Source organism: Streptomyces sp. TRM70350 (genome assembly GCF_019219825.1).
In the GTDB taxonomy this organism is placed as follows: Bacteria; Actinomycetota; Actinomycetes; order Streptomycetales; family Streptomycetaceae; genus Streptomyces.
The window spans coordinates 1-12569 of sequence record NZ_JAHUXH010000041.1 but is presented as its reverse complement, the minus strand read 5'-3'; the positions used below and the strand labels follow the sequence as shown (position 1 = coordinate 12569).

8 protein-coding genes are annotated in these 12569 nt (G+C 70.5%); 5 read left to right on the top strand and 3 right to left on the bottom strand.

What is annotated here, in order from left to right; all coding sequences use genetic code 11:
• Positions 1–298: 298 nt before the first annotated feature.
• Together typA and KWI83_RS34450 are read right to left on the bottom strand one after the other, a co-directional pair.
• A complete protein-coding gene (gene typA / locus KWI83_RS34455; RefSeq protein ID WP_218518319.1) occupies positions 299–2206 on the bottom strand; it encodes a translational GTPase TypA in 1908 nt (635 codons plus the stop codon).
• Between the two features lie 1049 nt (positions 2207–3255).
• Positions 3256–5352 carry an ABC transporter family substrate-binding protein gene (locus tag KWI83_RS34450; protein WP_218518318.1) on the bottom strand — a complete coding sequence of 699 codons (2097 nt, stop codon included), beginning with the start codon at positions 5350–5352 and terminating at the stop codon, positions 3256–3258.
• Positions 5353–5648: 296 nt separating this feature from the next.
• On the opposite strand from KWI83_RS34450, the gene KWI83_RS34445 reads away from it, so the two are divergent.
• Genes KWI83_RS34445 through KWI83_RS34430 form a run of 4 tightly spaced genes read left to right on the top strand, consistent with a single transcriptional unit; the run spans position 5649 to position 9525 of the window.
• Positions 5649–5939 (top strand): hypothetical protein, encoded by a 291-nt coding sequence (locus KWI83_RS34445; RefSeq protein WP_218518317.1) that lies wholly within the window; start codon positions 5649–5651, stop codon positions 5937–5939.
• 33 nt (positions 5940–5972) lie between these two features.
• On the top strand, positions 5973–6806 hold the full coding sequence (locus KWI83_RS34440) for a hypothetical protein (RefSeq protein ID WP_218518316.1): 834 nt from the start codon (positions 5973–5975) through the stop codon (positions 6804–6806).
• The gene (locus KWI83_RS34435; protein WP_218518315.1) at positions 6806–8746 is read left to right on the top strand and encodes a fumarate reductase/succinate dehydrogenase flavoprotein subunit; all 1941 of its coding nucleotides are present in this window, start codon (positions 6806–6808) and stop codon (positions 8744–8746) included. Before KWI83_RS34440 ends, KWI83_RS34435 begins: the two co-directional genes overlap by 1 nt.
• Complete coding sequence (locus KWI83_RS34430; RefSeq protein WP_218518314.1) at positions 8743–9525, top strand: succinate dehydrogenase/fumarate reductase iron-sulfur subunit; 783 nt, start codon at positions 8743–8745, stop codon at positions 9523–9525. The genes KWI83_RS34435 and KWI83_RS34430 overlap by 4 nt, the downstream gene beginning before the upstream one ends.
• Here KWI83_RS34430 and KWI83_RS34425 read toward each other — a convergent pair.
• Positions 9514–10434, bottom strand: coding sequence for a class I SAM-dependent methyltransferase (locus KWI83_RS34425; RefSeq protein WP_218518313.1), 921 nt, complete (start codon positions 10432–10434; stop codon positions 9514–9516). The genes KWI83_RS34430 and KWI83_RS34425 overlap by 12 nt on opposite strands.
• A gap of 247 nt (positions 10435–10681) precedes the next feature.
• Between KWI83_RS34425 and KWI83_RS34420 the strand changes: the two genes are divergently transcribed.
• Positions 10682–12298, top strand: coding sequence for a hypothetical protein (locus KWI83_RS34420; RefSeq protein ID WP_308122346.1), 1617 nt, complete (start codon positions 10682–10684; stop codon positions 12296–12298).
• Positions 12299–12569: the final 271 nt, after the last annotated feature.

Below are 12569 nucleotides of genomic sequence, written 5' to 3'. Positions count from 1 at the left end.
GGGCATCAACGCGCGTCAAGGGCGGAAGGCACAGGGATCTCCCTACCGTCCATTTTTTGAGCAAAAATTGCAAAGATTGACACCTGCGCGCGCTTGACAGGTGAGACGGAAAACCGGCGAACTAGACATAGCGGGAGGGATTTTTGTTTACATGTCCGAAACTTGATCGCCGGAGCACCGATATCCGAACAGGGCTTCACGAGCTGCTGACAGGCTGCTGAACGGTCCCAGCCCAAGGACCCGGCCCCCTCCCGTGACGGAGGGGGCCGGGTCCTTTCACAGGGCCCTTGAGAGGCCGTCAGCCGTGCTTGGCGCGGCTCGCGGCGCGGGCCCGCTCGCGCTGGTCGAGCACGACCTTGCGGATGCGCACCGCCTCCGGGGTGACCTCGACGCACTCGTCGTCGCGGCAGAACTCCAGGGACTGCTCCAGCGACAGCTTGCGCGGCGGCACGATGGACTCGGTCACATCGGCCGTGGAGGAGCGCATGTTGGTGAGCTTCTTCTCCTTGGTGATGTTGACGTCCATGTCGTCGGAGCGGGAGTTCTCGCCGACGATCATGCCCTCGTACACCTCGGTGCCCGGCTCCACGAAGAGCACGCCGCGCTCCTGGAGGTTCGTCATCGCGAAGGCGGTGACGGCACCGGCACGGTCCGCGACGAGCGAGCCGTTGTTACGGGTCTGCAGGGGGCCGAACCACGGCTCGAAGCCCTCGTGGATGGAGTGCGCGATGCCGGTGCCGCGGGTCTGGGTGAGGAACTCCGTCCGGAAACCGATCAGGCCGCGGGACGGCACGACGAACTCCATGCGGACCCAGCCCGAACCGTGGTTGGACATGTTGTCCATCCGGCCCTTGCGCACACCCATGAGCTGGGTGACCGCGCCCATGTGCTCCTCGGGCACGTCGATGGTCATGCGCTCGACCGGCTCGTAGACCTTGCCGTCGACGTCCTTGGTGACCACCTGGGGCTTGCCGACGGTCAGCTCGTAGCCCTCGCGGCGCATGGTCTCGACGAGGATGGCCAGCGCCAGCTCACCGCGGCCCTGCACCTCCCAGGCGTCCGGGCGCTCGGTGTCGAGGACGCGGAGCGAGACGTTGCCGATCAGCTCGCGGTCCAGGCGGTCCTTGACCTGACGGGCCGTCACCTTACGGTCCTTCACGGCCGCCTTGTTGTCGGCGCCCTTGCCGGTGGCGCCACGGCCGACCAGCGGGGAGGTGTTGGTGCCGATGACCATCGAGATGGCGGGCTCGTCGACCGTGATGAGCGGCAGCGCGACCGGGTTCTCGGTGTCGGCCAGGGTCTCGCCGATCATGATGTCCGGGATACCGGCCACGGCGCAGATGTCACCGGGGCCGGCCTTCTCGGCGGGGCCGCGGGTGAGGGCCTCGGTCATCAGCAGCTCGGAGATGCGGACGCTCTGCACGCTGCCGTCGCGCTTCATCCAGGCGACCGTCTGGCCCTTGCGCAGCTCGCCCTGCTGGACGCGGAGCAGCGCGATACGGCCGAGGAAGTTGTCGGCGTCGAGGTTGGTGACGTGTGCCTGGAGCGGGGCGCCCTCGTCGTAGGTCGGGGCCGGGATGTGCTCCAGGATCGTGGAGAAGAACGGCTCCAGGCTGGTGGAGTCGGTGGGGACGGTCCCGTCCTCGGGCTTGGTGAGGGAGGCGATCCCGTCCCGGCCGCACGCGTAGACGATCGGGAACTCGATCTGGTCCTCGTCGGCGTCCAGGTCGAGGAAGAGGTCGTAGGTCTCGTTGACGACCTCGTCGATACGGGCGTCCGGGCGGTCGGTCTTGTTGATGCACAGGATGACGGGGAGCCGGGCCTGCAGCGCCTTGCGCAGCACGAAGCGGGTCTGCGGCAGCGGCCCCTCGGAGGCGTCGACGAGCAGGACCACGCCGTCGACCATGGACAGCCCCCGCTCGACCTCACCGCCGAAGTCGGCGTGGCCGGGGGTGTCGATGATGTTGATGGTGATCGGGTCCCCGCCGTCCTTCGGGTGGTACTTCACCGCGGTGTTCTTGGCGAGGATCGTGATGCCCTTCTCACGCTCCAGGTCGTTCGAGTCCATGACGCGGTCGTCGACCGACTCCAGCTGGTGCGCGGCGAAGGCACCGGCCTGCTTCAGCATGGCGTCGACGATGGTCGTCTTGCCGTGGTCGACGTGGGCGACGATGGCGACGTTACGGATGTCGTGGCGCGTGGCCATATTGCGGCGTTCTCCCGGGATGGTGAGGACGGCTGCGCGTAGGACTGTGTTACGCGCGCCCTGCCGGGCTTGACACGCCACGGCCTCACCCCATGGTACGGGGCCGCGGTGAGTGGGGCTTGCGGGGATGTGTTGGGGCAGGTGGGGAGCGTTATGGGGAGGGCGGCTGCGCAGGTCGGCGTACGTGGGTGCCCGGGCGGTCGCCCAGCCCGGCGTTCGTGGGTGCCCGGGGCGGTCGCCCAGCCCGGCGTTGACAGGTAACCGACGTCGGTGCCACAGGTCGGACGCACAGCCCGACGCCACGTGCCGCCCCTGCGCCCACCCGCGCCGCCCCAGCGGCACGACTGCCCGCGCAGCAAGGGCGGCTGCGGAGAGGGGGTGGCTGGGGTGGTGGCGGCAGCGCGGCTACGACGGCAGGACGCGGCTGCGGCAGCGGCGAGGTGAGCCGCGACGACAGCCGGGGCACAGCTGCGACGGGCGACCCGGGCACGGCCGCGGGCGGCCATGCGGACGGCAGCCGCGGGACACAGCTGCGGCCGCTGCACGAACGGCGACAGCACAGCCACGACGAAAGAGCGCGGCCCCGACAGCAACAAGAGCGAGCCCCGACACCGGCCAGCACACGGGGCGGGCAGCCACACGGACGACAGCAGCCAGGGCAACACCCCGGACACGGCCGCGAGCGGCGCGGGGCACGGATGCAACGGGCGGCCCGGGCGGTGCGGGCCGCAGTCACGACCCAGCTGAGGCCCGCGGCCCTGGCACTACGGGCGAAGTCAGAACCCAACCGCGGCGCACAGCCCCAGTACACCGGCAACAGTCAGAGCCCAGCCGCCACGCACAGCCCAGCACCACCGGCAACAGTCAGAACCCAACCGCCACGCAGCCCCAACACCACGGGCGACAGCCAGAACCCACCGCCACACACAGCCCCAACACCACCGACAACACCAGAACCCAACCCCCACACACAGCCCCAGCACGCGTGCCCCCAGTTACGACGTCCGCTTCGGCCGTCACCCGGTTCCGCTCGCCGGGCGGAGCCCCGGTCAGTCGCGGGCCGCCTGCACCGTCTTCTTGGCCTTCTTCAGGAAGCCCATGTCCTCGTACACCGGTGTCTCGAAGCCGAAGGAGCCGGTGTTGGCGAGGTTCTTGCGGGCGGCGGTGAGTTGGGGGCGCTGGTAGAGGGGGATCGAGCCGGCGGCGGCCCAGATGCGGGAGTCGGCCTTGCGGACGAGGTCGCGGGACTCCTCCTCGTCCAGCGTGGCGATGGCCTGGTCGAACAGCTGGTCGACCTGGTCCGTGCCGACCCGTGTGTAGTTCTGCTCGACGGTCAGCGAGCCGTCGGCGGCCGGTACCGGCTTGGCGTAGATCGGCCGCGCGTCGGTCGCGGGGAACGCCGACGCGGGCCAGGAGTACAGCGCGAGATCGTACTCACCGTTCGCGATGTGATCCTTGAAGTAGCTGGCGTCGGAGACCTTCGTCGTCTCCGTGCGGATCCCCACCCGCTGCAGCATGCGCGAGATACGGTCCGCGACCTTGTGCAGCGTGTCGGACCCCGACCCCGACGGCAGCACGAAGCGCAGCGTGAGCTGCTTGCCGTCCTTGGCGAGCGGCCCGGCCGCGGCCCCCGGAGCGGCGGTGCCCTTGGGGGCGTACGCCCCCTGCGCCCCGCCACCCTGCCCGACGTGCTGCTTGCCGTCCTGCGCGAGATGCGGGGGTTCCTCCTGGTCCTGGCGGTCACGCCCCTCGGGGTCCTCCCCCGCCTTCCCGTCCTCCTCCCCCACGATGTACGTCCCGTCGTCCTCCCCCGCCGACGACGAAGGCGAAGGCGACGCCGACTTGCCCTCCGCGCCCGCCGCCTTCTCCTGCTCCTTCTCCTCCTTCTTCTTCGGGTCCTTCAGCGGCCCCCCGCGCACCCACCCCGCGTCCGCGAGCAGCGCCTGCGCCTCCTTGGTGTCCTGGCCTCCCAGCGCCCCGCTGCTGTCGGCGTACGCGGCCTGCCCGGACAGTGCGAGGTGGCTGCCGACCGGCACCGCGGGCAGCCCCAGCGGCTTCAGGACGACCTCCGCCAGCTCCTCGCGATCGAGGGCGCGGGCCACGGCCCGGCGGACCCGTTCGTCGGCGAGCGGACCGTCGGCGCCGTTGAGGGCGAGCTGGGTGTAGGCCGGTTCCAGCGACTTGCGGACCTCGTAGCGGCCCAGCGCCCCCATGTCCTTGGCGCCCTCCGCCTTCGAGCCCTGGAGCGGCGTACCGGTCCCTTTGGGGCGCCCGGCGAGGTCGATGCGCTGGGCGGTGGCGGCGTCGACCTCGGCGAGGTCCACGGTCCCGGCGGCCAGCGCCTCGGCCCGCTTCTCCCGCTCCACGGCCACCAGCACGATCTTGGAGAGCTTGGCCGGCTCCCCCCACCAGCGCGTACTGCGGACGAGGGTGACCTCGTCCTTCTTCTTGTCGACCTTCTCCACGGTGAACGGCCCGGCGGTGACCTTCAGCTTCGTGCGCGCCCCGTCGTTGAAGGCGTCGGGCGTGCCCATGACCTCCTTCGGGTACAGCGGCGTGAACAGCGACTTCCAGTCGGCGTAGGGCCGCCCGAAGGTGACCTTGACCTCCAGGTTGCTCTTGCCCCGCTCGATCCGCTCGATGCGGTCGTACCCGGCGTTGCGCGCGGTCCAGTAGGCGCTGTCCTTCCCGGACAGGGCCCGCCACTGGGCGGCGAAGTCGGCCGCGCCGATCTCCCGGCCGTCGCTCCAGACGGCCTGCTGGTTGAGCCTGTAGAGGACCACCTGCCGTGGCTCGGTCTCGACGACCTCGGCCGATTCCAGGTAGTCGGGGTTGATCTCCGGCCGCCCGCTGTCGTTCATCCGGTACATCGACGGCAGCACGGCCTGAGCGATCTTCGTGGTGGTCGCGTCGGCATCGGCCTGGAAGGTGTTCAGCGTCTCCGGTACGGCGTCCACGGCCCAGCGCAGGGTGCCGCCGTCGGCCACCTGCGCCCGGGCGGCCGGCGCGATGTTCCGTCCGACCAGCGGCTTGCCGGCCTTGTCGTCCGAGCCGCACCCGGCCAGAGCGGGCACCGCGAGCACACCCGCGGTGAGGAAGGCGACCGAGCGCATCACAGCACGCAGGCCGACGCCGTCGTGGGACATCTCTGCTTACCTCCGGGAGCCGCGGGGGTTACGATCACTTTTGGCGGTATATGGAGCTGATCAGATCTTTCGGCCCTATGCGGCCACTGAAGAGGAAAGGGTTCGGCAACACCGGGCGACACGGCGGCCACGGCCGGTAAGCCCACCCGTGTGGCGCAACGCACCACGGGATGCACCGGTGCGCCTCGGCCAATCGGTGCACGTCCCTTCCCAGCGACAGGTGTGACGCGCAACACTCGCAGGCGCATGACCGTTGCCACCCACGGCCGCTGGGCCGACGGAAGTGAGGTCACGTCATGTCCGTGCACGACGAACTGACATCGGTGCAGCGCTGCCTGGACGACCTGTCCCGGTCGCTGGGCCGCCTGGAGCAGCAGCTCGGCACCGGCGGGCTCGACATACGCCGCGTCCGCACCGACTGCGAACACCTGCGCGAGAGCGTCGCGCTGCTCCGCGAGGCGGCCAGCACACCGGCCGCGCAGCGGCGCCCGGAGCTCGTCACCATCCCCGACACCCCGTACGACAACAGCCTGTGGGTCGACACGGACGACGAGGGACTCGGCGCCCGCGACCGACGCGCTCCCTGACCGGCCCGAGTCTCAACCGACCGGAGTCACACCTTGGCCACTGGTACGGAACCCACAACCACAGATCCCCATCCCCCCGGCGGCGTCCGGTCCGCCGGCCGCGCCGCGATCGCCGCCCCGCACCTGCGGACCGACCGCTGGTGGCTGGCGCCGGCCGCCACCGCCGCCGGGCTGCTCGCCTTCGTCGTGTACTCGACCTGGCGGGCCCTGGCGAACGCCGACTACTACGCGGCCCCGTACGTCTCGCCCTTCTACTCGCCGTGCCTGGCGGAGAACTGCGAGCCGATGAAGGCGGGCCCGAACTGGGAGCTCTTCGGCAGTTGGTGGGGCCTCTCCCCCGCGATCATCATCCTGATCTTCCCGCTCGGCTTCCGCCTGACCTGCTACTACTACCGCAAGGCCTACTACCGGGGCTTCTGGGCGTCCCCGCCGGCCTGCGCGGTGGCCGAGCCGCACAAGAAGTACACCGGTGAGACCCGCTTCCCGCTGGTGCTGCAGAACATCCACCGGTACTTCTTCTACGCCGCGGTCCTCGTCGCCGGAATCCTGACGTACGACACCGTGCTCGCCTTCCGCGACGAGAACTACGAGTGGGGCCACATGGGCCTCGGCACCCTCGTGTTCCTCGTCAACATCGTGCTGATCTGGGCGTACACGATCTCCTGCCACTCCTGCCGGCACATCGTCGGCGGCAAGCTCAAGCACTTCTCCAAGCACCCGGTGCGCTACCGGATGTGGCAGTGGGTCGGGAAGCTGAACGCCCGTCACATGCTGCTGGCCTGGACGTCGTTGGTGAGCGTGGCGCTCGCCGACTTCTACGTCTATCTCGTCGCATCCGGTGTCTTCGACGATCCGAGGTTTTTCTGATGTCCGTGGTGGAGCGACAGGAGTGGGACGTCGTCGTGGTCGGCGCGGGCGGCGCCGGACTGCGTGCCGCCATCGAGGCACGCGAGCGCGGCGCCCGTACGGCCGTGATCTGCAAGTCGCTGTTCGGCAAGGCGCACACGGTGATGGCCGAGGGCGGGATCGCCGCCGCGATGGCCAACGCCAACCCGCACGACAACTGGCAGGTGCACTTCCGTGACACCCTGCGCGGCGGCAAGTTCCTCAACCAGTGGCGGATGGCCGAGCTGCACGCCCAGGAGGCCCCGGACCGGGTGTGGGAGCTGGAGACCTGGGGTGCCCTGTTCGACCGTACGAAGGACGGCCGGATCTCGCAGCGCAACTTCGGTGGCCACGAGTACCCGCGCCTGGCCCACGTCGGCGACCGCACGGGCCTTGAGCTGATCCGCACCCTCCAGCAGAAGATCGTCGCCCTCCAGCAGGAGGACTTCAAGGAGACCGGCGACTACGAGTCCCGGCTGAAGGTCTTCCAGGAGTGCACGGTCACCCGCGTCCTCAAGGACGGCTCCCGGGTGAGCGGTGTCTTCGCCTACGAGCGGGAATCGGGCCGTTTCTTCGTCCTGGAAGCCCCCGCCGTGGTGATCGCGACCGGCGGCATCGGCAAGTCGTTCAAGGTCACGTCGAACTCGTGGGAGTACACCGGCGACGGCCACGCGCTGGCGCTGCTCGCGGGCGCGCCCCTGCTGAACATGGAGTTCGTGCAGTTCCACCCGACCGGCATGGTCTGGCCGCCCTCGGTGAAGGGCATCCTCGTCACGGAGTCCGTCCGCGGCGACGGCGGCGTGCTCAGGAACTCTGACGGCAAGCGGTTCATGTTCGACTACATCCCGGACGTCTTCAAGGAGAAGTACGCCGAGACGGAGGACGAGGCCGACCGCTGGTACGACGACCCGGACAACAACCGGCGTCCCCCCGAGCTGCTCCCCCGCGACGAGGTCGCCCGGGCCATCAACGCCGAGGTCAAGGAGGGCCGGGGCTCCCCGCACGGCGGTGTCTTCCTGGACGTGTCGACGCGGATGCCCGCCGAGGTGATCAAGCGCCGGCTGCCGTCGATGTACCACCAGTTCAAGGAGCTGGCCGACGTCGACATCACGGCCGAGGCGATGGAGGTCGGGCCCACCTGCCACTACGTGATGGGCGGCATCGCCGTCGAGTCCGACTCGGCGGCGGCGCGCGGAGTGCCGGGGCTGTACGCGGCCGGTGAGGTGGCGGGCGGCATGCACGGCTCCAACCGCCTCGGCGGGAACTCTCTCTCCGACCTGCTGGTGTTCGGGCGCCGGGCGGGACTGCACGCCGCCGAGTACGCGGCCGGGGTGGCGGCGGCCCGCCCCCGGGTGGACGACGGCCAGGTGTCCTCGGCGGCGGCGGAGGCCCTGCGCCCGTTCTCCGCCGAGGCGGAGAGGGAGGAACCGGCCGGTGGCCCGCCGGAGAACCCGTACACCCTCCACCAGGAGCTCCAGCAGACGATGAACGACCTGGTCGGCATCATCCGCCGCGAGCCGGAGATGAAGCAGGCCCTGGAGAAGCTGGCCGAGCTGCGGGTACGGGCCCGGCGCGCGGGCGTCGAGGGCCACCGCCAGTTCAACCCGGGCTGGCACCTGGCCCTGGACCTCAGGAACATGCTGCTGGTCAGCGAGTGCGTGGCGCGGGCCGCGCTGGAGCGCACCGAGTCGCGCGGCGGCCACACCCGCGAGGACCATCCGTCGATGGACCGCAGGTGGCGCCGTATCAACCTGCTCTGCGCGCTCACCGACCCCACGGGCGGCCTGGCGGCCACGGACCCGGTCCGGGGCCAGATCACGCTCACCCGCGAGACCACCGAACCCATCCGCCCCGACCTGCTCGCCCTGTTCGACAAGGAGGAGCTGGTCAAGTACCTCGCTGAAGAGGAGCTGTACGAGTGAGCAGCTACGAGGCCCGCTTCAAGGTGTGGCGCGGGGACGCGGACGGGGGCGGCCTGGAGGACTTCAAGGTCGAGGTCAACGACGGCGAGGTCGTCCTGGACATCATCCACCGCCTCCAGGCCACCCAGGCCCCCGACCTGGCCGTGCGCTGGAACTGCAAGGCGGGCAAGTGCGGTTCGTGCTCCGCCGAGATCAACGGGCGGCCCCGGCTGATGTGCATGACCCGGATGTCGGTGTTCACCCGGGACGAGACGATCACGGTGACGCCGCTGCGGGCGTTCCCGGTGATCCGCGATCTCGTCACGGACGTCGGCTTCAACTACGAGAAGGCACGGGAGGTCCCGTCCTTCGTCCCGCCGCCCGGTCTCGGCCCCGGCGAGTACCGCATGATGCAGGAGGACGTGGACCGGTCACAGGAGTTCCGCAAGTGCATCGAGTGCTTCCTGTGCCAGGACATCTGCCATGTGGTCCGCGACCACGAGGAGAACAAGCAGGCGTTCGCGGGCCCCCGCTTCCTGATGCGGGTCGCGGAACTGGACATGCACCCGCTGGACGCGGCGGCCGAGTCCGGCCTGGACCGCAAACGCACCGCCCAGGACGAACACGGCCTCGGCTACTGCAACATCACCAAGTGCTGTACGGAGGTCTGCCCCGAGGGCATCAAGATCACGGACAACGCCCTGATCCCGCTGAAGGAGCGGGCCGTCGACCGCAAGTACGCCCCCCTGGTCTGGCTCGGCAACAAGATCCGCCGCCGACCCGCCTCGTCAGGGAGCTGAGGCCCGCAGATACCCCGAGTGCACGACCTGTCCGAGGAAGGTGAACCGGGTGTCGGAGGTCATGTGCTTGTCGAAGGCCTCCTTGATGCCCGGCCACTTCGGGTGCCCGAAGTCGTCGAGCACGACGATCCCGCCGGGCGCGACGATCTGCTCCGCCCACTCCAGGTCCTTGGCCACCCCTTCGGCGGAATGGTCGCCGTCGACGACGACCACGCCGTAGGCACGGTCGGAGACGGCGGCGCGCACCTCGGGGTCCTCGGAGAAGCCCCGCTGGATCCGGGCCGCGGCACCGGCGGCGCCCGCCAGCGCCAGATTGCCGCGCACGGCGGCCTCGCGCACCGGCGTGCCCGTCACATCCGCGCCCAGGCTGGTACCGGGCTGGAGCTGCTCACCGGCCAGCGGATCGACGATCGTCAGCCGCGGGTCCCGCCCCGCCCGCTCCATCATCCGGGTCAGGGCCGCGCCGAACATGCCGTACAGCGTGCCGATCTCCAGGATGTCGTCGTTCGGCGGATCGAGCAGCGGTACGGCGGAGAGCTTGCCGCAGATGTTCATCGTGCCGCCGGCGATCCGGCCGACGCCCAGCGCCTCCATCGCGATGAGCAGCCGGAACGCCTGCGCGACGGCCCGCTCCGCGTCCGCCCGGTCCCCGGTGACCCGCGTCAGCTCCTCGATCAGCCCGTTCAGGTGAGACGCCGACGGCAACCGCGACACACCGCGCCCGGTCCCGTCGAAGAACAGCTCCAGGGGCCGCTGGCGGTTGCGCACCTGCTTCAGCTCCTGGTGCACGGCGCCGTAGGAGGTGTTTTCGAGCACCCGTCTGACCTCGCGCTCCACGCGCTGGTCGATCCGTGTCGTGATGGGCCGCAGGGCACGCCGAGCGACCTTGCTGGTGAGTAGTGCTGGCATGAAACGGTGACCCCTCACAGGGATAGGAGAAGTGGCGTGGAACGCAGGACGTCCCCAGCCACTCCACAACTAACAGGGGAACCCTTGCAGGGAAAGCACATATGGCGTTTGTCCGACGAACGGATTACATGACGGCGGTCTCGGAGGCACGCGCCGCATCCTCCGGCCCGCTCGCGAGCCGCGCGCAGTTCCCGTAAGGGACGCACACCACTCGCGGAGCCGCATTCCTGCCCATACGCTCCGAAATGTGACGCCCTCCTCGCTGCGCGGCCGGCCCCGGCGCACGACCTCCCACATATCCGTGCGGGTCGTGCACGGGCTGCTCGGCGGGGTGGTCGCGGTGCTGTGGCTGGTGTGGCCCGAGCTGACGGCCTCGTCGAGCGGTGACCGTCCGGGTGTGATCACTCCCGTGGGCCCGGCCCGGAGCGCGGCAGCACAGGAGGAGGTGGAGGAGACGCCCACCGCCGACCTCGTTCTCCCGCTCATCGTCCTGGGCACGGCGGCGGTGCTGGCCGTGTACGGCTACCTGCGCCGGACCCGTCGGACCCGCACCCGTACGACACCGGGTGGCCTCCCGTCCGCCACGCCCGCCGCCCCCGCGCCCCTCACCGAACTCGACGAACGGACGCAGGCGTTACTGGTCCAGGCCGACGACTGCGTCCGCACCAGCCGCGAGGAACTCGCCTTCGCCGAGGCGGCGCTGGGGCATGAGGCGATGGCCCCCTTCGCCCGGGCGGTACGGGAGGCGGAGTGGGAACTGTCGGCCACGTTCGCGATGCGGCAGCGGTACGACGACGGGGTCCCGTCCGAGGCATCGGCCCGGCGGCAGGCGCTCGCCGGGATCGTCGGGCGGTGCACGGAGGCCGGGCGGCGGCTGGACGCCGAGGCGGCGGGGTTCGACGCGGTACGGGGACTGGAGCGGGGGATCGGGGCGGCGCTGGAGGTCGCGGAGGCGCGGTTCAGGGAAGCGGCGGGGCGTACGTCGACGGCGGAGGCGACCCTGGCGGAGCTGGGCAGGCGGTACGCGTCCACGGCGGCGGCTCCCGTCGTCGGGTTCGTCGAACAGGCCAAGGACCGCCTGCTGTTCACCACCCTCCATCTCAACCAGGCCCGGCAGTCCGCCGACCTGGGCGATCCCGACCGCGCCGCCGCGCACCTGCGGGCAGCCGAGGGCGCGGTCGATCAGGCCGCCATCTTCGTGACCGCCGTCGACCGACTCGCCGGGGAGGTGTCGACGGCCGGGACGCTGATACCGGCGGCCCTCACGGGCGCGGAGGCGGAGATCGCGGGGGCGCGGGAACGGGCGGCGGAGTGGGCGGAGATGGCGGAGATGGCGGAGGGTGCCGTAGCCGATATCCCCCTCGGCGAGCTGGAGTCGCGCATCATGCACGCCGACGCGGTCCTGACCGCCGTACGCGAAACGCTGACCGCCGGGCCGTACGACCCCCTCGACACCCTGCGCCGGATCGTGCGGGCCGTCACGCCGGTCGCGGCGGGGCGGGCCGGGGTGCTGCCGGTGGCCGGTGAGCTGGTCGCCCGGAGCGCCACGGCGGCCGCGGCCGACTTCGTGGCGACGCATCGGGGAGTGGTGGGCGCCGAGGCCCGGACACGCCTCGCGGCGGCGCAACGGCTCATGACCGAGGAGGCCCTCACCGCGGACACCCTCGCCCGCACGGCCCTGCACCTGGCGGAACAGGACGTCCGTATGCACGGCACGCCGGTTGCTGGAACGGCCCCGCACTCCACCGGCGTCGGCGGGGCGCTCCTCGGGGGGATCCTGCTGGCCGAGGACTCAACTCCCGGCGTGCCCGCGAGCTATGGCGGACCGCGGACCCGTGCACGCCGTAACTTCCCACTCTCGTAACAAACTTCTCGCCCCCTCAGACGCAGCACCCCCTCTTATATGATGATCCGCTGATGGATAGTCGGTCCGATGACGCGCGGACGAGCGGGGGCAGTTGAGCGTGATCAAGCCGGAGCAGATCCCACAGTTCACTGGCGACCTGGCCCAGTTGGAGACGGACTACGCGGCGCTGAAGACGGACGCGGGGAACGTCCGTGACGCGGGCGCTGACGTGCATGCGCAGTTCCAGGGCTTGTCGGCGTACTACCAGGCGCCGGAGGCGGAGCAGCTC

Coding starts and splice junctions, on each gene's coding strand:
- typA (WP_218518319.1), bottom strand. CDS start 2,206: ATGGCCACGCGCCACGACATCCGTAACGTCGCCATCGTCGCCCACGTC.
- KWI83_RS34450 (WP_218518318.1), bottom strand. CDS start 5,352: ATGTCCCACGACGGCGTCGGCCTGCGTGCTGTGATGCGCTCGGTCGCC.
- KWI83_RS34445 (WP_218518317.1), top strand. CDS start 5,649: ATGTCCGTGCACGACGAACTGACATCGGTGCAGCGCTGCCTGGACGAC.
- KWI83_RS34435 (WP_218518315.1), top strand. CDS start 6,806: ATGTCCGTGGTGGAGCGACAGGAGTGGGACGTCGTCGTGGTCGGCGCG.
- KWI83_RS34425 (WP_218518313.1), bottom strand. CDS start 10,434: ATGCCAGCACTACTCACCAGCAAGGTCGCTCGGCGTGCCCTGCGGCCC.